This is a genomic window from Streptomyces sp. NBC_00075, from assembly GCF_045041225.1.
GTDB classification, from domain to species: Bacteria; Actinomycetota; Actinomycetes; order Streptomycetales; family Streptomycetaceae; genus Streptomyces; species Streptomyces adonidis.
On sequence record NZ_CP108243.1, the window covers coordinates 10,996,556 to 11,019,635 of the forward strand.

23 protein-coding genes and 1 pseudogene are annotated in these 23,080 nt (G+C 70.5%); 13 read left to right on the forward strand and 11 right to left on the reverse strand.

Features of this window, described 5'->3' with window-relative positions; genetic code table 11:
* The first annotated feature begins 42 nt into the window (after positions 1 to 42).
* Both OG787_RS48300 and OG787_RS48305 read left to right on the forward strand, forming a co-directional pair.
* A complete protein-coding gene (locus OG787_RS48300; RefSeq protein WP_405539845.1) occupies positions 43 to 1,104 on the forward strand; it encodes an LLM class flavin-dependent oxidoreductase in 1,062 nt (353 codons plus the stop codon).
* Between the two features lie 103 nt (positions 1,105 to 1,207).
* Positions 1,208 to 2,356, forward strand: coding sequence for a thiolase family protein (locus OG787_RS48305; protein ID WP_405539847.1), 1,149 nt, complete (start codon positions 1,208 to 1,210; stop codon positions 2,354 to 2,356).
* Between the two features lie 330 nt (positions 2,357 to 2,686).
* Here OG787_RS48305 and OG787_RS48310 read toward each other — a convergent pair whose 3' ends face one another.
* Complete coding sequence (locus OG787_RS48310; RefSeq protein ID WP_369029637.1) at positions 2,687 to 3,703, reverse strand: ribosome-inactivating family protein; 1,017 nt, start codon at positions 3,701 to 3,703, stop codon at positions 2,687 to 2,689.
* Positions 3,704 to 4,092: 389 nt separating this feature from the next.
* On the opposite strand from OG787_RS48310, the pseudogene OG787_RS48315 reads away from it, so the two are divergent.
* The 5 genes and pseudogenes from OG787_RS48315 to OG787_RS48335 all read left to right on the forward strand — a co-directional run.
* Positions 4,093 to 4,479, forward strand: a pseudogene (locus tag OG787_RS48315) (hypothetical protein); the annotation flags it as partial.
* A 103-nt stretch (positions 4,480 to 4,582) separates the two neighbouring features.
* Positions 4,583 to 7,732: a hypothetical protein gene (locus OG787_RS48320; protein ID WP_405539848.1), complete on the forward strand. Its 3,150-nt coding sequence runs from the start codon at positions 4,583 to 4,585 to the stop codon at positions 7,730 to 7,732.
* A gap of 154 nt (positions 7,733 to 7,886) precedes the next feature.
* Positions 7,887 to 8,228, forward strand: coding sequence for a hypothetical protein (locus OG787_RS48325; protein ID WP_405539850.1), 342 nt, complete (start codon positions 7,887 to 7,889; stop codon positions 8,226 to 8,228).
* Positions 8,229 to 8,290: 62 nt separating this feature from the next.
* Positions 8,291 to 8,581 (forward strand): hypothetical protein, encoded by a 291-nt coding sequence (locus OG787_RS48330; RefSeq protein WP_405539851.1) that lies wholly within the window; start codon positions 8,291 to 8,293, stop codon positions 8,579 to 8,581.
* Between the two features lie 355 nt (positions 8,582 to 8,936).
* Complete coding sequence (locus tag OG787_RS48335) at positions 8,937 to 9,257, forward strand: carboxymuconolactone decarboxylase family protein (protein ID WP_369029633.1); 321 nt, start codon at positions 8,937 to 8,939, stop codon at positions 9,255 to 9,257.
* 29 nt (positions 9,258 to 9,286) lie between these two features.
* Here the strand turns inward: OG787_RS48335 and OG787_RS48340 are convergent, their stop codons facing one another.
* Positions 9,287 to 9,916 (reverse strand): TetR/AcrR family transcriptional regulator, encoded by a 630-nt coding sequence (locus tag OG787_RS48340; protein WP_369029632.1) that lies wholly within the window; start codon positions 9,914 to 9,916, stop codon positions 9,287 to 9,289.
* Positions 9,917 to 10,060: 144 nt separating this feature from the next.
* On the opposite strand from OG787_RS48340, the gene OG787_RS48345 reads away from it, so the two are divergent.
* Genes OG787_RS48345 through OG787_RS48355 form a run of 3 tightly spaced genes read left to right on the forward strand, consistent with a single transcriptional unit; the run spans position 10,061 to position 11,725 of the window.
* Positions 10,061 to 10,828: an SDR family NAD(P)-dependent oxidoreductase gene (locus OG787_RS48345; protein ID WP_405539853.1), complete on the forward strand. Its 768-nt coding sequence runs from the start codon at positions 10,061 to 10,063 to the stop codon at positions 10,826 to 10,828.
* A 46-nt stretch (positions 10,829 to 10,874) separates the two neighbouring features.
* A complete protein-coding gene (locus OG787_RS48350; RefSeq protein ID WP_369029630.1) occupies positions 10,875 to 11,057 on the forward strand; it encodes a hypothetical protein in 183 nt (60 codons plus the stop codon).
* Positions 11,054 to 11,725, forward strand: coding sequence for a DsbA family oxidoreductase (locus OG787_RS48355; protein ID WP_369029629.1), 672 nt, complete (start codon positions 11,054 to 11,056; stop codon positions 11,723 to 11,725). The genes OG787_RS48350 and OG787_RS48355 overlap by 4 nt, the downstream gene beginning before the upstream one ends.
* A 109-nt stretch (positions 11,726 to 11,834) precedes the next feature.
* Here the strand turns inward: OG787_RS48355 and OG787_RS48360 are convergent, their stop codons facing one another.
* The 4 genes from OG787_RS48360 to OG787_RS48375 form a co-directional block, all read right to left on the reverse strand.
* Complete coding sequence (locus OG787_RS48360) at positions 11,835 to 15,464, reverse strand: S8 family peptidase (protein WP_405539854.1); 3,630 nt, start codon at positions 15,462 to 15,464, stop codon at positions 11,835 to 11,837.
* 139 nt (positions 15,465 to 15,603) lie between these two features.
* Complete coding sequence (locus tag OG787_RS48365; RefSeq protein WP_369029627.1) at positions 15,604 to 15,759, reverse strand: hypothetical protein; 156 nt, start codon at positions 15,757 to 15,759, stop codon at positions 15,604 to 15,606.
* Entirely contained in the window at positions 15,726 to 16,691 is a 966-nt protein-coding gene (locus OG787_RS48370; protein WP_405539855.1) for an iron-sulfur cluster-binding domain-containing protein, read from the reverse strand. The genes OG787_RS48365 and OG787_RS48370 overlap by 34 nt, the downstream gene beginning before the upstream one ends.
* Before the next feature lie 104 nt (positions 16,692 to 16,795).
* A complete protein-coding gene (locus tag OG787_RS48375) occupies positions 16,796 to 17,446 on the reverse strand; it encodes an FMN-dependent NADH-azoreductase (protein WP_369029625.1) in 651 nt (216 codons plus the stop codon).
* A gap of 132 nt (positions 17,447 to 17,578) precedes the next feature.
* Here OG787_RS48375 and OG787_RS48380 point away from each other — a divergent pair, with 132 nt between their 5' ends.
* On the forward strand, positions 17,579 to 17,941 hold the full coding sequence (locus OG787_RS48380) for a winged helix-turn-helix transcriptional regulator (RefSeq protein WP_369029624.1): 363 nt from the start codon (positions 17,579 to 17,581) through the stop codon (positions 17,939 to 17,941).
* 79 nt (positions 17,942 to 18,020) lie between these two features.
* Here OG787_RS48380 and OG787_RS48385 read toward each other — a convergent pair whose 3' ends face one another.
* From OG787_RS48385 to OG787_RS48395, 3 genes are all read right to left on the reverse strand, one after another.
* The gene (locus OG787_RS48385; protein ID WP_405539856.1) at positions 18,021 to 18,752 is read right to left on the reverse strand and encodes a TetR/AcrR family transcriptional regulator; all 732 of its coding nucleotides are present in this window, start codon (positions 18,750 to 18,752) and stop codon (positions 18,021 to 18,023) included.
* Between the two features lie 4 nt (positions 18,753 to 18,756).
* On the reverse strand, positions 18,757 to 19,596 hold the full coding sequence (locus OG787_RS48390; protein ID WP_369029622.1) for a helix-turn-helix transcriptional regulator: 840 nt from the start codon (positions 19,594 to 19,596) through the stop codon (positions 18,757 to 18,759).
* 86 nt (positions 19,597 to 19,682) lie between these two features.
* Entirely contained in the window at positions 19,683 to 19,871 is a 189-nt protein-coding gene (locus OG787_RS48395; RefSeq protein WP_369029621.1) for a hypothetical protein, read from the reverse strand.
* 6 nt (positions 19,872 to 19,877) lie between these two features.
* Between OG787_RS48395 and OG787_RS48400 the strand changes: the two genes are divergently transcribed.
* Together OG787_RS48400 and OG787_RS48405 are read left to right on the forward strand one after the other, a co-directional pair.
* The gene (locus tag OG787_RS48400; protein ID WP_369029620.1) at positions 19,878 to 20,474 is read left to right on the forward strand and encodes an alpha/beta fold hydrolase; all 597 of its coding nucleotides are present in this window, start codon (positions 19,878 to 19,880) and stop codon (positions 20,472 to 20,474) included.
* A 1-nt stretch (position 20,475) separates the two neighbouring features.
* Positions 20,476 to 21,333 carry an alpha/beta hydrolase gene (locus OG787_RS48405; RefSeq protein WP_405539858.1) on the forward strand — a complete coding sequence of 286 codons (858 nt, stop codon included), beginning with the start codon at positions 20,476 to 20,478 and terminating at the stop codon, positions 21,331 to 21,333.
* A gap of 247 nt (positions 21,334 to 21,580) precedes the next feature.
* Here OG787_RS48405 and OG787_RS48410 read toward each other — a convergent pair whose 3' ends face one another.
* Together OG787_RS48410 and OG787_RS48415 are read right to left on the reverse strand one after the other, a co-directional pair.
* The gene (locus OG787_RS48410; protein ID WP_369029618.1) at positions 21,581 to 21,958 is read right to left on the reverse strand and encodes a nuclear transport factor 2 family protein; all 378 of its coding nucleotides are present in this window, start codon (positions 21,956 to 21,958) and stop codon (positions 21,581 to 21,583) included.
* A gap of 43 nt (positions 21,959 to 22,001) precedes the next feature.
* Complete coding sequence (locus OG787_RS48415) at positions 22,002 to 22,772, reverse strand: SDR family oxidoreductase (RefSeq protein WP_405539860.1); 771 nt, start codon at positions 22,770 to 22,772, stop codon at positions 22,002 to 22,004.
* Between the last annotated feature and the right edge of the window lie 308 nt (positions 22,773 to 23,080).

Sequence of the window (23,080 nt, forward strand, 5' to 3'; positions counted from 1 at the left end):
GTTCTCTCCGCCGTGAACCCATGGGGAGAGGACTGATACGGCATGGAGATCGGCGCATTCACCTTCGCGGACGTCGCCATCGGACCAGGTGTCGACGCCGCACGGCGCGTTCCGGAGTTGATCGAGGAGATCGTCCTGGCCGACCAGGTCGGCCTTGACGTGTTCGGCATCGGCGAGCACCACCGCGCCGGATTCGCCGCGCCCGCACCCGCGGTGATCCTGGCCGCCGCCGCGGCCCGCACCCGGAACATCCGGCTGACCAGCGCCGTGACCGTCCTCAGCTCGGACGACCCTGTGCGCGTGTTCGAGCAGTTCACCGCCGCCGACCTGGTGTCAGGAGGGCGCGTCGAGATCATGGCGGGACGAGGGGCCCTGCTGGACTCGTTCCGGCTGTTCGGCCAGGACGTACAGGACTACGACGCGCTCTTCGCGGAGAAGCTCGACCTCCTGCTCGCGCTGCGCTCCGGCAAGCCGGTCACCTGGTCGGGCAGGTTCCGCCCTCCGCTGGTCGACGAGCTGATCCTGCCCAGGCCCGTCCAGGATCCGCTTCCGGTGTGGCTCGGGGTCGGCGGCAATCCGGGCTCGGTCGTCCGGGCCGGCCGGCTGGGTCTGCCGATGGCGCTGGCCATGCTGGGCGGTCACCCCGCCCGGTTCGCCCCGCTGCTGGATCTGCACCGTCAGGCGCTGGAGCAGTCCGGCCATGCCCCGCAGCCGTCCGCCGTCACGCTCCACGGCTTCGTCGCCAGGACCTCCCAGGAGGCCGCCGACACCTACTATCCGGCGGACGCCGATCTGTTCGCGTCGGTCCTCGGTGACCGAGGGGTGCCACGGATGACCCGCGCCGAGTTCGACGCGAAGACCGGCCCGCTCGGTGTCTATGCCGTGGGGTCGCCGCAGCAGGTCATCGAAAAGCTCCTGCTGCACCACGAACTCTTCGGTCACCAGCGCACGCTCATCCAACTCGCGGTGGGTTCCCTGTCGCATCTCGAACTGATGCGGGCCATCGAACTCCTCGGGACGGAGGTCGCCCCCGTGGTGCGGGCCGAGGTCCGTTCGAGGCCGACTCCCTCGCCGTCACTCTCCACCCCGCAAAGTTTGACGTGATCGATAATTAAGTGACTGTGGTGTTGATGATGGAGGTGTGGCGGGGTTAGCGTCTTTTCGGACAGCGTTCGAACCAGATGAGCCAGGTGAAAGGTGGCACGCCATGCCCCGTGACGCAGTGGTCGTGGAAGCGGTGCGGACGCCGATCGGGAAGCGCAGAGGCGCGTACGCGGACGTTCATCCGGTGGACCTGTCGGCGCATGTGCTCGACGCGCTCGCCCACCGCTCCGGCCTCGACCCGGCGCTGGTGGACGACGTCGTGTGGGGCGTCGTCGAGCAGGTCGGTGAGCAGGCGTTCAACCTGGGCCGGAGTGCCGTACTGGCGGCCGACTGGCCGGAGTCGGTCCCGGCCGTCACGGTGGACCGGCAGTGCGGATCGTCGCAGCAGGCGGTGCACTTCGCCGCCGCGGGAGTGATCTCGGGCCAGTACGACATCGCGGTGGCCGGCGGCGTCGAGTCGATGACGCGGGTGCCGATGGGAACCGCCTCCGGCGGGGACCTCAAGAGGCCGATGGGCCCGATGGCCGCTTCCCGGTATGCCGGGCAGCGGATTCACCAGGGTCTCGGCGCCGAGCTGATCGCCGAGAAGTGGGGGCTGTCACGACAGCAGGTGGACGAGTACGCGGCCACTTCCCACGAGCGGGCGGCGGCGGCCATCGACTCCGGGGCCTTCGAAAAGCAGTACGCCGTCGTACCGGGGTCCGGGCTCAGCGTCGACGAGGGTGTGCGGCGCGGGACGAGCGTGGAGAGCCTCTCGAAGCTGAAGCCGGTCTTCAAGGAGGACGGCGTCGTCCACGCGGGGAACGCGTCGCAGATGTCCGACGGCTCCGGCGCCCTGCTGATCACGACGTCCGAGCGGGCCCGTGAGCTGGGGATGAAGCCCCTGGTCCGGCTGCACACGTTCGCGGTGGCCGCGGACGACCCCGTGATGGTCCTGACCGGGCCCATTCCGGCGACCGCCAAGGCCCTCGCGCGGTCCGGCCTGTCGATCGGCGACATCGGGGCGTTCGAGTGCAACGAGGCGTTCGCTCCGGTCGTCCTGGCGTGGCTGGCCGAGACCGGCGCCGACCCGGCACTGGTGAACCCGCTCGGCGGTGCGATAGCCGTCGGCCACCCTCTCGGCGGCTCGGGCGCGATCCTGATGACCCGGCTGATCCACCACATGGTCGACAACAGGATCCGCTACGGACTTCAGACCATGTGCGAGGGCGGCGGACTGGCCAACGCGACCATCCTGGAACTGATCCCATGAACCAGGTCATGCCCCTGCGGGAGAGGGCCGCAGCGGTCTCGGACGGCGATCACGTCGCTTTCGGCGGCCTGGTCCTCGGACTCATCGCCCTGATCCGGCAAGGCCGCGATGGAGACGTGCGTGCGCACGCTCGTCTGTCAGGAGCGGCGGCACGGCGTCCACGTGAACATCGTCACTGCCGGGCTGGTCGCGACCGAGATGGGGCGGAGGCTGGTCAGGGCCCCGACGGGCTCAGTGCGAGGGGGGATGCCGTCGGGCCCCACCGTTCGCGGTGGGGCCCGACGTCGTGTGTGAGTCGCGGTTGAGGTGTCCGGGGGCGTCGTCCGTCGCTCAGCCGCGCTTCGGGTAGCCCAGGGCCATGTTCAGCACGCGGGCGTAGTCCGACATGGTGATCAGGCGGTACACGAGGATCGCGCCGCTCGCGGTCCGCAGGGCGCCGTTCAGGGCGTTGCGGGCGCTGTCCTGGGGCACGTTGTTCAGCAGCATCCAGTTGAACCGCTGGCTCAGGTTGTCCCAGCTGGTCTCCTGGTCGATCAGATGGGGGTCGATGGTGGTGCGGTAGCGCCAGTTGTCCGCCGTACTGTCGGCGAAGCCCTGCCAGCCGATCGTGTCCGCGATACCGCGGAAACGCGCCGCTTCCGCGACGAACTGGGTGAAGAAGAGCAGGGACTGGGCCAGGAACTCGGGGTGGCGGTAGTCGGCGTTCCAGAGAACGCCCGCGCCCGAGCTGACCGCGTCCTGGTTGAAGTTCAGGCGGCTGCGGTTGGTCCGGGCCAGCCTCTCGATCCGGTCGTAGCTCGCCCCGGCGAGCAGCTGCCGGCTTCCGCCGCGGGCGCCCGCACTGGCGGCCTGGCGGTGGTCGTTCGGGATTCCGGCCTGCCATGAGTTCCCGATGTAGTTGTAGGTGTCGTTCGAGTCGAACCAGCCCATGAGGTACAGGTTGTCGCGGCGAAGGCGCAGGCGTACCTGGTGTCCGTTCCGGTCCCCGATGACGACGTCGAAGAACCCGTGGTTGTTCGTGTCGGTGTGATCCACGGTGTTCGCGGTGCCGGGAACGTTGTTGCTGTCCGCGTGGATGGCCCGGCGGATCGAGTTGAGGAAGCCGAAGTAGTCCCATCTGCTCCCGTTCCACCAGAACAGGGGGGTCTGGTTCTGGACCGTCTCGATGCTCGCGGCATCCAGGGTGACAGTGCGGGCCTGCGCCTTCGGGGCGGGTGTGTGCGAGAAACCGGAGACGAGGACCGCACCCGCGGCCAGTACCGCGCAGGCCCCTGTCAGCCGGACTCGACGGGACTTCCTCGGCGTGGCGGCCTGCTCGGGGACGGCCGTGACATCTGAGTGGGACATGGCGCTGTTCTCCAGCTTCTCCGGCTTCTCCGGGTGGTGATCGCTGTGCCGGGGTTCCGGCTCGTGTCACGACCGACATTCGCAACCGGAGAGTTGATCGGCACGTCCCTTCTGCCAGCGCAATCAATCCCGTCACCGTGCGCCAAATGTTCTGAAAGTAGCTTTTCATCGCCTTTCATTTGCCTCCTCGTAACCGGATCCATGCCCGTACGAGATGTTCCGGAACGTATGGTCGCGGCTCCTGGTATGGCATTTCGCCATTTGTGCGGAGGTATCTGTTCATGGGTCGTCCCGAAAGGCCGGTGGACCCGGACGCCGGTCCCGTACAACGGCTCGCCCATGAGCTTCGGGAGCTGCGCCGGACCGCCGGAAGCCCGTCCTACCGCGCCATGGCCAAGACGGCGGCCTTCTCGGCGACAACGCTGTCGCAGGCCGCGGCCGGTGAGAGGCTGCCGACCTTCGACGTCGTCCAGGGTTATGTACGGGCCTGCGGCGGTGATCCGGGGGAGTGGGAGACCCGGTGGAAGGCGGCCGAGGCGGTGGCCGCGGGGACTGCCCGCGAGGACGACGCCGACGCGGCACCGCCGTACCGGGGGCTCGCGCGGTTCGAGCCGGGCGACCGGGAGCTGTTCTTCGGGCGGGACCGGATGGTCGAGGAACTGTGCGCGCTGGTGTGCGGGCACCGGTTCGCGGCGGTGTTCGGCGCGTCGGGAAGCGGCAAGTCGTCGCTCCTGAGGGCCGGGCTCATCCCCCGCCTCCAGCAGGAGATCGCGAACCGGGGGCGCCCGGCGGTACTCCGGGTGCTCACCCCCGGGGACCGACCCGCCACCACGTACGGGCCATCTGCTGGCCCCGGCCGAGGGGGAACCGGAGAGCTGGGTGGTCGTCGACCAGTTCGAGGAGGTCTTCACCCTGTGCCGGGACGGGGCCGAGCGGGCCCGCTTCGTCGAGCTGCTGCTCGCCGCCCGGAACCGGGACAGTCGGCTCAGGGTCCTCATCGCCGTACGGGCCGACTTCTATCCCCGATGCGGTGAGTACCGGGAACTCGCGGACGCGCTGCACGGCGCCGGGCTGCTGGTCGGGCCGATGACGGCGGACGAGCTGCGCGAGGCGGTGATCAAGCCCGCGCAGGCGGTCGGCCTGCTCGTCGAACGGGAGCTGACCGCGCGGATCGTCGACGAGGTGCAGGACCAGCCGGGCGCCCTGCCGATGCTCTCGCACGCCCTGCTGGAGACCTGGCGCCGACGCCGCAGCCGGATGCTGACCCTCGCCGCCTACGAGGCGGCCGGCGGAGTCCGCGGCGCCATCGCGGCGAGCGCCGAGGAAGTGTACGGCCGGCTGACCGGACCCCAGGCGTCCGCCGCCCGGCGCCTGCTGCTGCGGATGATCGAGCCCGGCCGGGGCACCCCCGACACCCGGCGCCCGCTGACCCGGGCCGAACTGGACGAGTGGGACTGCCCGGACGTGCCGACGGTGGCGGAGCGGCTGGCCCACGCCCGGCTGCTGACCGTCGACGAGGAGGGCGTCCACCTCGCCCACGAGGCGCTGATCACCTGCTGGCCGCGCCTGCACGACTGGATCGAGGAGGACCGGGAGCGGCTGCGCCACCACCGGGCGCTGACCGAGGCCGCCCGCGCCTGGCTGGAGCACGACCACGACCCCGGTGGTCTGTACCGGGGCAGCAGACTGGAGCGCGCCGAGGAGTTCTTCGCGGACGACGACGGCATGCTCACCGTGCCGGAACGGGCCTTCCTCACCGCCGCGTCGGAGACCCGGGACGCGGAACAACGGGCCGCCGCCCGGACGACCAGACGGTCCCGGGCACTGCTCACCGCACTGTCCGCCGTCCTGGCGGTGGGGCTGGTGGTGAGCCTGACCGCGTGGAGCCAGCACCGCGACAACGAGCGGCAGCGCACCGACACCGCCGCCCGCCGGATCGCCGCCGTCGCCGACTCCCTGCGCACCACCGACCCGCGCACCGCGATGCTCCTGGGCGTCGCCGCCTGGCGTGTCTCACCGCTCCCCGAGTCCCGCCGCGCCCTGCTCGGCGCCCTCGCCCAGCCCGAGCAGGACACGTTCACCGACCCCGCCCCGGGCGACAGCCCGCACCGCTCCCTCACCGGCTCCGGCCGCGTGCTGCTGAGCGTCGAGGGCCGTACCTGGGCGACGTACGACGTCGCCACGCACCGTCGCACGCGCTCCGGCCGGCTGCCCGCCGGGGGAGCCATGGTGGTCGGGGCCTCGTCCGACGCGAAGGTGGTGGCGCTGTCGGGGCACGGCGAGATCCGGCTGTGGAACACCGTCACCGGACGCTGGACCGGCGGCGGGCCGTGGCCGGCGTACAGCGATGTCTCCATCGGCGACCACACCTTCCTGGTGACCGGCACCGACGACGACCGGGCGGAACTCCGCTCCCTCACCGACGGCAGACTGCTGTTCGAGAGCCCGGCGTCCACCCGGGCCGACGTGGACCCCGGCCCCGGCGCCCGCACGGTGGCCGTCTGCCCCACGGGCGGCCAGGGCGCGGTGCCGCAGGTGTGGGACACCGCCCGCCACCGCCGCCTGCCCGGCGACTGGTCGGACGACCAGGACGTGTGCGCCGACGACGCGTCGACACTGGTCCTGGGCCAGGGGGAACGCATGGCCGCCGTCTCGGAGAGCGGGATCCGCGTCTGGGACACCGGCTCCGGGCACCAACTGGCCGACCTCACCGCCCCCGGCGTGCAGTACACCGCCTTCAGCGCGGACGGGCGCTTCCTGGCGGCGGTCGACGGCACGGAGATCAAGGTGTGGCGGCTGTCGTCGCCCGACGCCCCGGTCTTCCGCCACTCCCTCAACAACCAGTACGTGTACGGCGGCCTCGCCTGGGATCCCGCACACCCGGTCCTGCGCTACCTGGAAGGAGCCACGGTCCACTCCCTCGACATGGCGACGGCCGTGACGCGGGCCTGGCGGGACCGTGACCTGTCCGCCGTACGCTTCGCCCCCGACGGCCGCACCCTCGTCACCGCCGAACGCGTCAGCACCGGCTCCGGTTACCGCTTCCGGCTGCTCGACACCCGCGACGGACACGTCGTACGGACGCTGCCGTCGCCCCCGTTGCCCGGTTCCCGGAACGGCGCGACCCCGGTGACACCGGGGGACACCATGGCGGTGACCGCCTTCAGCCCCGACGGCGGGTCGCTGGCGTACGGCGTCACGGTGCCGGGGCAGGAGGCGGCGCCCCAGCGGATCACGGTCCGGGACCTGCGCCACGACCGGGTGCGCAGCACCCTGGACCTGGCCGCGTCGGGTTCGGACGCGGCGGTCATCGACCTCGCCCTGAACTCCGGTGGCAGCACCCTGTACGCCGTGCGCACGCCCACCGACGGCGGGGACCCGCGCGACGAGGTGTGGGACACGGCACACCATCGTCGCGTCACCACGGTGACCGGTCTGACCAGCAGTCATCTGGCCGTCCGTCCCGACGGCCGGGTTCTCGCCGGCGACAACCGGGTCGCCCGCCTCCCGGGCGGCGCGGTGACGGTGCGGGACCTCGTCCAGGGCGACCAGATCGGAGCCCTCGCCTTCAGTGCGGACGGCTCATGGCTGGCGGCCGGGGACCAGACAGGCCGGGTCGCCCTGTGGGACGGGGAACTGCGGCGCAAGGCCGGTGTCCTTCAGAACGTGTTCCCGGCCAGGCTGGGCGACAGCCCGGAGGGCGTCCACGCACTGGCGCTCAGCCCCGACGGCCGCACGCTCGCCGTGGGCGGCGACGCCGGCTCGCTCCAGCTCTGGGACACCGCCACCCGGCAACCGCTCGGCGGTCTCCTGACCACCCCCGGCGACAGCATCGACACCCTCGCCTTCAGCGCCGACAACGACACCCTCTACGCCGGCAGCGTCCACGTCCCGCTCCAGCGGTACCACGTCGCCTCCACCCGGGCCGTCATCCAGGTCTGCGCCCGCGCCGGGAACGCCGACCTGACCCGCGCCCAGTGGCGCACCTACGTGCCGGACGCGCCGTACCGCAGGGTGTGCGGACATTGATCGCCCTGACGGAAACGGCTGGCTGATCAACTCCCCGGGCCCTGACGATCTGGTCAGCGCCGCCCGCCGGGCAGCGCGTCCGGACATCCGACGGGCCTCCCGCGCCACGCCATCGGCGAGCGGGCGGCCCGCCCCCGACGAGGAGAACGCCTCCATGAACGTCCTCAACGCCGCCGGCCGCAGACGACTGGGCCTGCTCGCGCCCGCCCTCGCCGTGCTGATCCTCCCCTTCTCCACCGGGACGGCCAGCGCCGCGTACGACAACTCCAATCTCACCCCCGGCTGGGACCCCAACACCCACCCGGACGTGATCGCCGACTGCAACGGCGGCCACGGCGGTATGAAGCCGGACCTGTGCCAGTACCACGAGACGCAGGCCTGGACCTCGCTGGGCAAGCGGCACCAGGCCACCAACGTGGCCGCGAACTGCGCGGGCTCCGACAACGGGACCTACTCCTTCACCGCCAGCTACGCGACCAACACCTCGTACTCCTAACCGCCGAGGAGGAGACGAAGCTGGAGGTCAACGCCGGGTTCTCGGACGTGTTCGAGGGAGGCGTGAAGGCGAGTACGTCGAGCACCGAGAAGTGGACGGTGGGCGACACCCGCACCACCACCCAGACCCTCACCAACACCATCCGCCCCGGCTACAAGGGCGCGTACTGGTTCGCCCCGTACATCCGGCACTCCCGGGGCTGGCTGGAGGTCCACTACAACAAGCGGAACCACGGCCACTACTACTGGTACTACCCGGGCAAGGGCGCCGCGAAGGTGGGCGTCGACACGCCCGTGGCCCTCAACAGCGGTGAGCTGAAGGGCGTCATGTACTGGGCCGTCTGGAAGTGCTGACCCACGACGTCGGCGTCGCCGTTCCGGGGTGCGGATGGCGGCGCCGACGACGGATTGCCGTAGCCCTCGAAGGCGCGCCTGTGCTTCGGGTCGTCGACCCAGTCGTACACGACCCAGATTCCCGTTGCGGAGTCGGCGTCCACGATCTCGATGTCGGGCATGAGCGCATGGTGGACGGACAGCGCGTGGCTCACGCGGGCGCGCACGAATTCATTGATCGTGGCCGTTCTTCGCATGCGCAACCAGAGATCATCGATCCAGGGACAACCGGTCCTCTCCTGTCCACGCGCCGACACTCCTACGGTCGGGTCTCCGGGGGCCAGGAGCGACAGGAGAGGGAGTCCCTTGACCAAGGATGGCCGCGGTCGATGCGGCGCCCCCGCTGACCGAGAAGCTCCAGGAGAGCGTGACCCGCTGGTGCTTCGGTGACATCTGGCAGCGCGACGGGCTGACCGTGCGGGAGCGGAGCCTCATCACGGTGGCGATGCTGGTCGCGCTCGGCCGGCCCACCGAAACGCGCAATCACATGAAGGGTGCACTCGCGAACGGTGTGTCGGGCGTGGAGCTGCGGGAGATATGCCTGCACGCACTGCTGTACGCGGGCATCCCGGCGACCGGCGAGGCACTGAGAGTTCTTGAGGGCGTACTGGAGAGCGAGGGCGGGCCTGCTCAATAGGCGGGCGCGGGCGCTCGTGGCCGGACCCCTCAGGGTGTGCCGGTGAGGTTGCCCATCACCTGGTACACCTGCTGCGAGGTCAGCGGGCCGGTGGGGAGCGGGTGGGCGGCCTCGGTGCGCAGGCCGTCGAGCATGAAGGCGGCGCTGCGGCGCCAGGCGTCGGGGGCGGTGTCCTTGGCGGCACGGGCCAGCAGGGCGTTGGTGCCGAAGACGAACAGCAGGTCCTCGCGGGTGAAGTCGGGGCGCAGGGCGCCGGCCTGCTGGGCGCGTTCAATGATGCGTTCGGTGGCGGCGTAGGAGCGCTGGCAGACGGTCATCAGGCGCTCGGCGCCCGGGTAGCGGCCGGCGACCACGTCACCGATCGCGGGGTCGGTGGCCTGCAACTCGCAGAGCGTCTCGATGTAGTACGCGAATCCGGCCCAGGCGTCGTCGTACGCCAGGGCCTGCTCGGCGGCCTCGTCGAGGCGGGCCGCCGCCAGGTCGGCCACCACCTCGTCGATGAGCGCCTCGCGGGTGCCGAAGAGGTTGTAGAGGGTGCCGTGGCTCACGCCGGCGCGGCGGGCGATCTCCTTCAGGGGTGCCTGGAGGCCGCGTTCGCGGAAGAGTTCGGCGGCTGCGGTGCGCAGCTTCTCCGCGTTGCGTTGCGCGTCGGCCCGCATTCGGCGTTCCTCCTGGTCGTGTGTCCGGACTCCATGGTCCCATTCCCTCGTCCAGTCAACTTGACCTAGGGGTCAAGTTCCATGTTACCTTCGAAGTGAAGTTGACCTCTGGGTCAAGATACCTCTGTCGCAAGGAGTCGCCCCATGTCCAAGGTGATCGCCGTCTTCGGCGCCGGTACCGGTCTCGGCGCGTCCGTCGCCCGGCGCTTCGGCCGTGAGGGCTTCCGCGTCGCCCTGGTCGCCCGCCGCAAGGAACCGCTGGACACCCTTGCCGCACAGCTTGCCGAGGAAGGCATCGAGGCGGCTGCCTTCCCCGCCGACCTGTCCGACACCGCCGCGGTCCCGGCCCTCGTCGGCACCATCCGCGACCGCTTCGGCCGCATCGATGTCGTCGAGTACGCCCCGATCGCCGCCGACATGACGTTCACCCCGGCCATCGACCTGGACGCGGCCACCCTGGAGTCGCTGGCCCGGCTGTACCTGTTCACCCCGGTGGAGGTGTTCCGCTCGGTGCTGCCGGAGATGATCGAGCGCGGTGACGGCGCCGTCCTGATGGGTACCGGCTACTCCGCGGTCCAGCCGATGCCCGACGCGAGCGGTGTCGGCCCGGCGATGGCCGGAGCCCGCAACTACCTCTACTCCCTCAACGCCGAACTGGCCGACAAGGGCGTCTACGCCGGCACGCTCTCCGTCGCCGCCCTGATCGCCAACAGCGCCGCCGCCGTGGCCGTCGAGGCCCGGACAGGGGCCCCGGTCGGGACCGAGCCCATCACCATGCCCAACGGTCTCGAACTCCCCGTCGTCGACCCGGACGACCTCGCCGAGCACTACTGGAACCTGTACACGAAGCGCGACCGCGTCGAGCAGATCCACCCGGAGCCCGTGGCCCCGCAGGCCGGCACCGCCGCGTAACGGCCGGACGCCGCTCACCTCGCGTCTGACGACGATTGGACTCCTGATGCCCGACTCCCTTCTCCAGCCTCTCCGGAACGGCACGGCGGGACAGCCCGTCGAGGCCCTGTCCGATGGACCGGTCGGCGCGGCCGAAGCCCGTCCGGACACGGAACAGGCCGACTCTCCCCTCAAGAACCTCGGTTCGGACGACGCGGCCGTCTGCACGGACGGGGTGTGTGTCCTGTGAGCACACAGTCGAATTCGCTGTGCATCGACATCTGGTCGGACGTCGTCTGCCCGTGGTGTTACATCGGCAAGCGGCGCCTGGAATCGGCGCTCGACCGCTTCGAGCACGCCGACGCGGTCGAGATCCACTGGCACAGCTTCCAACTCGACCCCGCCCACCCCAAGGGCCACCGCCGCCCCGTGTTCGAGACGCTGGCGCAGAAGGTCGGCGCACCGATCGCCCAGGTGCGGACGATGACCCGGCAGATCACCGAACTCGCCGTCGCCGAAGGGCTGACGTACGACCTGGAGCGGGCCGTCTCGGTCAACACGATCGACGCCCACCGCCTCAGCCACCTGGCCGCAGCCCACGGGCTGGGCGACCGGATGCACGAGCGGCTCCTGCGCGCCCACCTGTGCGAGGGCGAGATCGTCGACGACCCCGACACGCTGGTGCGGCTCGGCGTCGAGGTGGGCGTACCCGAGGACGAGATCCGGCGGACGCTGGCCGGCGACGAGTACGAGGACGCAGTACAGGCCGACTTCGCCGAGGCCCGCGGCTACGGGGCGACAGGCGTGCCGTTCTTCGTCATCAACCGGGCCTACGGTCTCTCCGGCGCCCAGCCGGTCGACACCTTCCTCTCCGCCCTGCGCACCGCCCACGCGGACACCGCCCGGGCGACCCGCTGAGCCGAACCGAACCGGATCGGCCGGAGGACGGGAACGGCTGGAGGGTCGCGCACATGCTGTGCGCGGCCCTCCAGCGCTTCAGAGACCCGGTACTTCAGTGATCAGTGCGTCAGGACTTCTTGAGCTTGTACGCCTTCTTGACCGTCAGCTCGAAGGACGAGGCGCGGTCCGTCCCCTTGACGCGCAGGCTGACGTAGCCGTGCCCGTTTCGGTCGATCTGTGCGGCGGGCAGCGTGGCGAGGTCCGGGTGCGTGACGAGTGCCCGGTTCTTGACGACCGGCACCGTCTCCCAGGTCGTACCGCCGTCGAAGGACGCCTCGACGGTCAGCGCACGCAGCCTGCCGCGTGCCAGGTCGCCGGTGCGCTGGATGTCGAACGGGACGGCGACGACCTGGTTGTGCTCGGCGCGCGACCACTCGTCGACCGGCGGTTCGAAGCGCACGGTGGTGAGGGGCAGCGCGGCCGTGCCGCCCTCGGTGACCGGGCCGGACCTGAAGGTCCACACGGCGTCCATCTCGGGGGCTGTGCTCCACTTCGGCTTGCCGTCCCACGTCAGACGGGCGACGCGGGCCCTGAGGGTGTACGTGCCGGTGTCGGCCGGGACCGTCCAGGCCGTGAGCGCGGTGTTGCGCGGGGACTCCGTCGCGCCGTTCCTGCTCTTGGCGATCTCCTTGCCGTCCCGGCTGAGGGCGTAGGAGTAGTCGGCGGTGAAGCCCTCGCCCACGAACAGGTGCCGACTGTCGGTGTCGCCGCCCAGCGGCAGATCGGCGGTGAGGGTGTCGCCGGTGCGGGTGAACTGGCGGCCGTCGGGGGAGAGGGCGACGGTGCTCACCGGATAGTTCCAGTACTCGGCGCGGTGTCCGGGCCGGTACGCCCGGGGCTCGGTGAACAGGGCGCCGTTCGCCACCGAGCCCGTACCGTCGGCGTTCTGCCAGTACCTGCGCAGTTCCTGGGTCCAGGTGATGTCCTTCGAGGCGGTGTAGAACTCCGTACGTGTGCTCGGCGAGGGCACGTTGACGCGACGGCCGCCGAGCGGGATGCCCTTGAGGGTCGCCGCGGCCAGCTTCGACCTCAGCGGGAAGTACCGGTCGGCGGTGCCGGTCTGTTCGGCGGAGCCGTAGTGGGCCTCGGTCCGCGAGAGTTGGGAGTCCCGCACCCGGGGGGTGAGGTCGGCGGGGATGCCGCCCTCGTGGACGGCGCCGAGGTAGTAGACCGGTCCGGCGGCGGTGGGGTAGTCGTACCCGTCGCCGGGCGCGCCGTCGGGGATGTCGCCGGTCCGGTAGCCCTCGGCGAGATCCTCGCGGTAGTACACCGTGTAGGTGGCCTCGCTACGGGTCGTGGAGGGGACCGCCCAGTACACCGGCGGTAGGTGGTTGAACGACACGGTGGTGTCCACGCTCAGCGGGGTGTCGAGCCCGGCCGGTGTCGTCCGCTGCTTCTGGAGGATGCCGATGGCCTGGTGGATCCGCTCCACCTTGTCGTTGTCCACCGTGTGCCCGAGCTTGCGGGCCGCCGTGCCGCCCAGCGTCATGGTGGTGTCCTTGTCCACCCGCACCAGCGGTTCACCGGCGGCGATGATGTCGCTGTCGTACCAGTACGTGTCGGGGCCGGTGTGGCGTCCGACGAGCGCGGAGACACCGTACGCGCCCGCGGGCACCCGGAGGTCGACGGTCGAGCCGACGGTGACCTGGTGCATGCCCTCGAACGGCTCCAGGCCCCGGTCGAGCGGCATGACATCGACGATCGAGATACCGGTGGCCGGATTGCCCAGCTGGTCCTGGAGCCTGAGCGTGAGCCCGTAGCTCTCGGGTTCGAGGGTGAGGCCGACCGGAACCTGCACGGTCGTCGCGCCGTCACCGCCCTCGGTGACGCTCTTCGCGGTCAGCAGGGCGGAGAGCGTGCCGCCGGTACGGACACCGGAGTCCCGGAACTGGACGACCGCGGAGGCCGTGCCGTGGGCGGGGACGGTCAGCCGGTCCTCGGCCAGGCCGAGCAGGGCGGCGGACAGGTCGCCCCGGGTGGATGTGACGTCGAGGGAGAGGTCCAGTACGACGTCCTGGTCGGAGTCGTTGGTGAAGGCCACCTTGCGCCGGTTGTCGTCGGTGCGGGGCCAGGTGAGCCGCCCGAAGTCCACCGAGGACAACGTTGCCCGCACGGGCTGGCCGATGGCCCGCTGGACGTCGACCAGTCCGGCACCCTGGTCGTAGACGCTCTCGCCGGCACTGGGGCGGGCGCTGGAGGTGAGCGCCCGGGTCACCTGTTGGGGCGTCCAGTCCGGGTGGGCCTGCATCACGAGGGCGGCGGCCCCGGTGACCGCGGGCGCCGCCATCGACGTACCGGACAGGCGGGTGTAGTTGTCGTCGATCGGTCCGACGGGACCCGCCGGGTCGGCGTCTCCCACGGACGTGCCCTTCGCGCGGGCCGCCGTCACGGCGACCCCGGGGGCCTTGATGTTGGGCTTGACGCTGTAGTCGCCGAAGAGCGGGCCGCGGCTGGAGAAGCTCGCGATGGCGTTGTCGCCCCCGGCCGCACCGACGGCCAGCGCTCCCTCGGCGGCGGCGGGCGGGGAGACGGAGAAGGAGCCCGGGCCGGAGTTGCCGGCCGAGACGACCGGAAGCACTCCCCGCGCCAGCAGCGCGTCGGTGGCCAGCGACCACGGGTCGGTGCCGTCGGTCCGCGCGCTCGTTCCGAGGCTCATGTTGACGATGTCGACGCCCTCGTCGGCCGCCCACTCCATGCCGTCGATGACATCGGAGAGCGAGCCGCCCAGCGCGCCGGACAGCACCCGCCCGCTGAGGATCTCGGCGCCCGGGGCGACCCCCGCGTACTTCCCGGCCGACGCCGCGCCCGTACCGGCGATGATTCCGGCGACATGCGTGCCGTGCCCGTCGATGTCGCCCGTCTCGTTGTCCGAGCCGATGAAGTTCGCGGACTTGGAGACCCGGTCGGTCAGGTCGGGGTGCGTGGCGCGTACGCCCGTGTCGATGACGGCGATCCGGACGCCCGTGCCGTCCAGGCCCCGGTCCCGGACCTCGTCGGCGTTGATCTGCCCGACCAGGTCGGAGACCGTGACATCCCCTTGCGGCGTGGTCTCCGGGACGTCCGCCGTGTCCGTGGGTTCGACCGGAGTGTCCAGCCACACGGTCTCGATCGAGGGACGGAGGCCGCCCCGCGCGCTCCCGGCCGGGGCGGTGAGGGTTCGCCACAGCTCGCCGTTGTCGCTCCCGGGGACGGTGACGGCCGTGGAGTCGATCGATTCCAGCGGGACGGTCTCCCGTTGGACGGCCGCGGCACGGGTGGCGGCCGGCAGCTGCTCGCCCTTGTGCCGGACGATCAACGGCAGTGCCCGGTTCCCGGCGGCGTCGTCGAGGCCCAGGCGTTCCAGGGCGCTGAGGTTGAAGAGCTGTTCGTCGACCTGGCCGGAGGCCACCAGCCGGGCGGCATCGGTGGGGACGACGCTGATGTCGTCGCCCGTCCTGGTCTGTAGGAAGCCGACGCGCTCACGGCCCGGAGCCGGTTCGGCATCGACACGGGCGCCGTTCCCGGACGCCTCGACGGTGACGACGTCTCCGGTGACGAGCGTGAACTGCTTGCCCTGAAGGGCGGTGGGGGCGGTGGGGGCGGTGGGGGCCGCCATGGGTAAGGGGGAGGAGGCGGTGGATATACCGCTCTGGGTGGTGACGAGCAGGACGGCCGCGAGAGCACCGCTCGTCCACGCCGGGACATGACGTCTTGTCACGCGAACTCCGTTCGATGTGGGGGTGGTGGGGGGAAGGGGAAACGAAGGAGCAAGTGTGAAGATAGCGCAAAGATTGGTCTTGGGTGTGCGATTTTTGTCCCTCAAGTCAAAAGCGCGGCAAGGGAGTTGAGGAGTCCAGTCAGCCGGCAGTCACGTAGACCTTTCGCAGGGCCGAGCGGACCTCCCACTCGGTCCGTTCCCCCGCGTGCAGGCGTACGACGAAGACCTCGTCGACCTCGACGTCGCGGACCGTGTCGACGGTCAACGTCCACAGGCCGAGTTCCGCGCCGCCCACGTCGCCCAGACTCCGCACGGCTCCCTCCCGGGGTTCCACGAGCGGGTCGACGGTGTGGGCGGTGGTGCCGTGCACGGCCCGCACACCCCGGCACGACCACTGGCGGGCAGCGTCAGGCCCTGGGACTCCGCCAGTTCGAGGAGCTTTCCGGACTCGGGGGTCCACTTGGCGGTCACCCCCGAAGCTCGACAGGTCACCTCGAAGGGGCCCGGGTGCGGTGCCGGCCGGGGCGTGATGTCCACCGTTCTCGGTGAGTAGAACGCGTCGTACCGGATCGAGTCGGCCGGGACCCCCGCCGCCTGGACGGCCGTCCTCATGCCGGTCACGAACGAAGTGGGTCTGCACAGTTGGACCTCGGTGGACGCCGGATCCGTCAGGATGCCGGTGACGAGAGCGGGGTCGGGGCGTCCGCGGTGATGTTCCACGGCGGCGTCCTCCGGCCGTGGCCGTGTCACGTACAGCCGCAGGCGGGCCCGGCTCAACCGTGCCGCGGCCTCCTGGAGTTCGTCCCAGTGCGGAAGGCTTCCGGTGTCGCGGACGACGTGCACGAAGTCCACCGGGCGGGCGCTGCGGGCGGCCACCAGGGCGTGCGCAGTGGCCGGCGCCGGAGTGATGCCGATGCCGGCCGTCAGGACCAGCAGCGGGCGGTCGCTGTCCGCGTCGACGACGGCGTCCCCGAACGGGCCGCTGACGAGTACGCGTTCGCCCTCGCGCAGCCCGGACAGCCACGGTGACACGACGCCGCCCTCGCGGAACTCGGCGGTGATGCGTGCGGGTCCGTCACCGGCGCGGCTGATCGTGTAGTTGCGCCGTCCCGGGGAGTCCAGGCCCGTACGGTGCACCCGCAGATACTGTCCGGGACGCGCCGCCGAGAGGGCGGGGCCCGGGTCCTCGAACTCGACGCTCGTGGCGGTGGCCGCCGGCCGGCTCACCGAGGTCACCCTGGCCGTCGCCGCGATCGTCGGCCGACGGCCCATCACATAGCGCGAACGGGGCCCCGAAAAGGAGCCCCAGGACCACGTCACAGCCGTAGGAGTCAGGCAGCCTTGAGGGCCGCCTCCTTGCCCTTGTTGGTCGCAGCCTCGAGGGCCTTGGCCTTGGACTCCTCGGCGAGCGGGATCAGCTCGGCCATGGACGGGTTGGAGTGCGCCAGCGTGAGCTCGGGGACGATGAAGTCGACCTCCACGCCCATCATCGTGGTGAGGACCCCCTCCAGGTAGTTCTGGACGTACTCAAGGGGTTCACGGGGGGTGCCGGGGGCGTAGGAGCCGCCGCGGCTCGCCACGACGTACACCGGGGTGCCCTTGACCGCGGACTCCTCGATGAGTGCGGTACGGCCCACGAGTATCACCTGGTCGATCCACGCCTTCAGCGTGGAGGGGATCGAGAAGTTGTACATCGGGGCGCCGATCAGCACGACGTCCGCGCTCTCCAGTTCCTCGATCAGCTTGATCTGCTTCGCGAACGCCGCCGCCTGCTCCGGAGTGTGGTCGGCGGGAGGTGTGAAGTCCGCGGAGGCGGTGAGCGTGTCCAGGTGCGGGATCGGGTCGGCGTTGAGGTCGCGGTAGATCACCGTGCCGTCGGGGTGCTGTGACTCCCATGCCTGACGGAAGGCGGACGTGACCGCGCGAGAGGCGGAGTTCTGCTCCGGCCACAGGGCCGAGTCCAGGTGCAGCAGCGTTGCCATGAGGGGTCTCCAAAGAAAGCGGTGTGCGACAGGGACGCCAGGAAGAGACGGGCTGTAATTCCGTGCGTTCCTATTGATAACACAGGAGCTTACTTTTTCTCACCCCGCCTGGTCTCGCAGTAGACTGCCGACATGACTGAGCCGGTCCCGGAGCCCTGCAAGACGGTCGACGGCGCGATCACACGCGTCTTCGCACTGCTCGGAAAGCGCTGGACCGGCCCGATCGTGGCCGTCCTGATGGAGCACCCGGTGCACTTCGCCGACCTGCGCCGCGCCATCCCGGGCATCAGCGAGCGCATGCTCTCGGACCGGCTGACCGAGCTGAGCGCGGCGAGGCTGGTCGTGCGCGAGGTGGACGAGGGGCCGCCGCTTCGTGTCTCGTACCGCCTGACGGAAGCCGGCGCGGCGCTTGAGCCGGCTCTCAGAGAACTGGCCGCCTGGGCGGAGAAGCACCTCCCGGAGGCGGACCGGAACGCGGCCCCGGCTCCCTGCTGACCTACCGCCGCACCGGTGGGACCGCCCACCGGCTCGCGGAGCCACCGGACAGGTTCTCGACGATTCGGATCTTCAGGATTCACACTCCGTCGGCCCGGACCGTCCGCCGCACCAGGTCCACCCAGGTGGCCTGGAGGCGTGCGGTGGGGATCTCGCATCCCCCGTGCAGGTAGTCGGTCGTCTCGAAGTTCGCGAAGGCGAGCAGGGCGTGGGCGAGCATGTCGTGGTCCCCGTCGACTCCGGTCTCTCGCAGGAGAGTCGAGACGTGCCGGTGGAACGCGCGGCCGGTGTCGGAGCCGTGGCGACGCTCGTGGAGCACCTGGCGTCCCAGCGCGGCGCCCAGGTCCGCGTCGGCGGCGATGCGCTCGATCAGCGCACAGCCGAACGCCTCCAGCCGGTCCTTCGCGGGCGCGACCGGGCCCAGCGGCGGAGGGCCTTCGGTGTACGCCGTCCGGAACTCGGCCTCCGCCTCACCGAGGAGGGCGAGCAGGAGTCCGTCGCGGTCGCCGAACCTGCGGAAAAGGGTGCCCTTTCCCACCCCGGCGGCCTCCGCGACCGACTGCATCGTCACGTGCTCGGCCCCGCGCTCGGCCACCAGCCGGACGGCCGCCTCCAGCAGCCGGGCACGGTTGCGGGCGGCATCGGCCCGCTCGGCGGCCGTGTCGTCCAGTGTGTCCATCGGGGTGTTCCTGTCGTTGCCGGTGCGCGGGTCGAAGCAGGAGGCGTTCGACCGGAGCTCGACGGTGTCCGGCCCGCGGCGGCACGTGTGAGCGTGGCCGATCGTCGAGGACGACGACACGGGTCGGGTCACGACGTCATGGGGTGAGCTGCTGGTGCCCTATGACGGAGAGGAGTTCCAGCTTGCTGTGGCTCTCGGTGCCGGGGCGGGTGGTCAGCACCACGAGGGTCTGGGCGCGGTTGTCGGTGAAGAGGACCTGCCCGTCGACCTCGATGCGGCCGAGCTGGGGATGGACGATCGTCTTGCTCTCGTCGTAGCGCTGGGCGACCTCCTGGAGCTCCCATGCGCGGACGAACTCGGGGCTGTGCTCCTGGAGTTCGGCGAGGATGCGGGCGGCCCGGGGGGTGTCGCTGCCGGCCGACAGCGCGACCCGCAGACGTGCTGCCTGGGTGCGGCTGTGGTGCTCGTGGTCCTCCTCGGGGTAGACCAGGCGCTCGGCGGGGTCCATGAACCAGCGGTAGTAGGCGCTGCGGGCCAGGCCGGTGTGGTGGGTCTGGTCGCCGAGGAGGGCGATGGCCAGCGGGTTCATCGCGAGGGTGTCGGCCATGTCGGTCAGCACCAGGGCCGGCGAGTCGTCCAGGCGGTCCAGGACCCGCATCAGGGTCGGGCTGACGTGCTCGGAGCGCTGGAGGCGGGCCGGGGCGTTGTGGCCGATGAGGACGAAGAGGTGGTCGCGTTCGTCCTGGGTCAGCCGGAGTGCCCGGGCGAGGGCCGTGGTGATCTGGACGGAGGGCTGGGGGGCGCGCTGTTGTTCCAGACGGGCGTAGTAGTCCGTGGACATACCCGCGAGCTGGGCGACCTCCTCGCGGCGCAGTCCCTGGGTACGCCTGCGCGGTCCCTCGACCATTCCGACGTCGCGGGGGCGCAACGTCTCACGCCGCCGGCGCAGGAATTCCGCCAGTTCCTTCTTGTCCATGCCGTCATCCTCGCCGCATCACGCCCGGTTATCCAGAGACCGCCGATCCATGGATAAGCGCTCCCCTCCCGCCCTTGCGAAGGTGCTCATACGGTCGGCGCCGAGGGCGCTCGCAGCGGGACGAGCCACACCACGCCGCTGCCGACCAGCCTCCCTCCGAGCGAACGGAAGAACAGATGACCGTTTTCAGCGATCACACCATCGAGCTTTCGCAATTGACTTTTCACTATCGAGAGGCGGGCGATCCGGCTGCGCCGCCAGTCGTTCTGCTGCACGGTCTCATGTACGACGCGCGGGACTGGGACGAGATCGCGAGCTTCCTCGCCGAGCACTATCACGTCCTCGCTCTCACACAACGCGGCCACAGCGACAGCGCGTGGCCCGGCACATACTCCTTCGAGCTGGGGTGCGGCGATCTCGAAGCGTTCACCGCTGCTCTCTCCGTGGACCGCTTCACGCTGATCGGGCATTCGATGGGCGCACGGGTCGGGTGCGTCTTCGCGGAGAAGTTCCCCGAGCGGATCGAGCGGATGGTCTGGGAGGACACCGCCCCCATCGACGTGGACTTCCCGGAAGGGTCCGGGGAAGTCCCTGGTGGGGTGTCCATCGATTTCGCCGCGGCCACCCAGCTGGTGCACCAGATCCACAACCCCGATCCGTCCTGGTGGAACGACCTCCCCAAGATCACCGCCCCGACACTCGTCATCGGCGGAGGGTCCACCAGCTACACCCCCCAGGAGGAGCTGGCCGAGGCTGCTCGACGCCTCCCCGCGGGTCGCCTGGAGACGATCGAGGGTGCCGGGCACATGGTGCACCGGACTTTCCCGAAGGAATACAAGGAACTTCTGCGGGAGTTCCTTCTGGAGAACGGCAACTGAAATGAGTACGCAGCGCATCACACTCGACCTGGGTGAGACCAGGATCACCGGCATAGCGGAACCGGGCCGTCCCGGAATGCCGTTGCTGGTCTGCATTCCCGGGGGCGGCTACAACGCGACCTACTTCGACGTGGCCGGATATTCACTGGTGGACGCCGCGCGGCGCGAGGGCTTTCCCGTGGTGTCCCTCGACCGGCCGGGCTATGGCGGCAGCACCGCGCTGAAGGGGGAGGTCTCGTTCCGTCGGAATGCCGAAGTGCTCCAGGGGGCGGTCGCCGAACTCTGGCGCCGGAATCTCTCGAACGTCCCCGGGATCGTCCTCGTCGGACACTCGATAGGCGGTGCGATCGCGCTGCACCTGGCGGTCGGCGACCGCACCTGGCCGCTCCTCGGTGTCTCCGTCAGCGGAATCCACCACGAGTCGCAGCGGTCCAACGACGCGTTGAGGTCCCAGCCGCAGAACAGCTCGCTCGAGTTCAGCCGTGAGCACCTCCTGCGGTTCATGTACGGACCTGAGGACACGTACGACCCGGGCGTGCTCGACATCGCGAAGCACGCCGAATCGCCCGTTCCCATAGCGGAGTTGGTGGAGGTGGCGGGGGACTGGTGCGGGGATTTCGCGGGGATCGCCGCGAGGGTCGAGGTGCCTGTCCACTACGGGCTGGCCGAGCACGAAGGGTTCTGGCACAGCAGCGACGAATCGGTCGCCGCCTTCGGGAAGGCATTCACCGCAGCCCCCTCGGTGACCGCTCGGCGCATCCTGGGCGGTGGCCACAACATCGATCACCACTACGTCGGCGCCGGCTTCCACAAGGAACAGCTCGACTTCGCCAAGAGGCTGGCCACCCCGGCCCGATAGCGACTCGTGAGCGATGGCGGCCAGGGAAGCTCCATCGCCCGGGCAGACCCGGGAAGGCCATGGGCACCCGGGACTTGAGCCCCCGTCGTCGGCCGGTCCGCATCCCATCGCACATTCCCCGGCAGGGGCCGCGAACGGCGCCGCCCCTCCAGCCCCGCTTGGTCAGCGGGGCTGGAGGGGCGGTATGAGTCGGCCAGGTCATCGTCGTACGTGCCGTCGGCCCGCGTGCGGGAGGCGGCCCGATGGGTCAGTTCAGCCGTATGGCCCGCTTGGAAATGCGCCAACCGTCGGCGGTCTGCCGCAGTTCGTCCGTGTACACGGCGCTGATGACGGTGCCGCCGTCGACCACGCCCAGGCCCTTGGAGAGGACCCGGGCTTCGTCGCCCGGGCCCTCCGACACGACGATGTTCGTCGTGTGATGAGCGCGCGCGTGCCCCTCGGCACCCAGGACGGCGGTGACCGCTTCCAGCCCGACGGCCGGTTCGAGGCCGAAGGCGCTCGCGTCCCACACCGCGTCCTCGGTGAGGACTTCACCGAGCCGGTCCAGCTCGTGGTCGTCCATGATGTGGCCCCACAGGGCCAGCACCCGTGCGATTTCGACGGTGTCCTCGTCCGTGGGCTTCACGTCGTCGCTTCCCCTCTGTGTCCTCTGCGCGTCACGAACGGGCTCAGCGGCCGCTGAGCATGGCGAGGACCTGGTCGTACGCGCCGTTGCGCTCCGCGTCGCGGACGAACTTGGCGCGCTCGACGACGAGTTCCTTGGCCTCGGGGTTGTCGCGCAGGATCGCGAGGGTCTCGTCGAGGAACTCGTCCAGCGGCATGGAGTTCGGGTCGTCCTGCTGGCCCAGCAGGGTGGTGCGCACGCCGGGCGGGGCCACCTCGATGACCTGGACGCCGGCGTCGGCGCCGTCGAGCTGGACGCGCAGGCTGTCGGAGAAGGAGTGCAGCGCGGCCTTGGTCGCGTTGTAGGTGGGGGTGATCGGCAGGGGGACGAACGCCAGCGCGGAGGTGACGTTGATGACGGCCGCGTCGGCCTTTCCGATCAGGAGGGGGAGGAAGGCGTACGTCACCCGGATCGAACCGAGCAGGTTGACCGTGACGTGGTCCTCGGCGATCGGGAGCTCGGCCGGGTCGAGGAGGTTCTCCCGCAGCATGATGCCGGCGTTGTTGACCAGGACGTTCAGCTCCGGGTAACTCGCCGCCACGGTCTCACGGGCCCGGGCGATCGAGTCGGGGTCGGCGACGTCGAGGACGAGCCCGTCGATGCCCTGGTGCTCGGCCGTGATCTCGTCGAGGAGTTCCTTGCGCCGGCCGGCGACGATCACCTTGTTGCCGGCCTCGTGCAGGCGTACGGCGAGTCCGCGGCCGATGCCCGAGGTGCCGCCGGTGATCAGGATCGTGTTGCCGGTCATCTTCATGGGGTCTCTCTCCTTCGTCATGGCGGGCAGGTGAGTGCCCGCGGTCTCGACCGTAGAAGCGCCCGAGCAAGGGCGGGAGAGGAAGGTTTATCCATGGATCGGCGGTCCCTGTCTGGTGAGGGCTGGCCGTGCCCGGCGTGGGGCATAGCCGACGCAGGGGCGTCCGCGGCGCAGGAAGGCGGCGCCCAGCCTGTCCGCCCCGAGGCGTCGCACGGTTGCCGCAGACCGCGCACCACTTCGGGCGATTGATCGCCGATTGAAATCGCGTCCTCGACCTTGACGGCTCTCGACGTCTACGTAAGATAGTTGACGGGCGTGATGGCAATCTG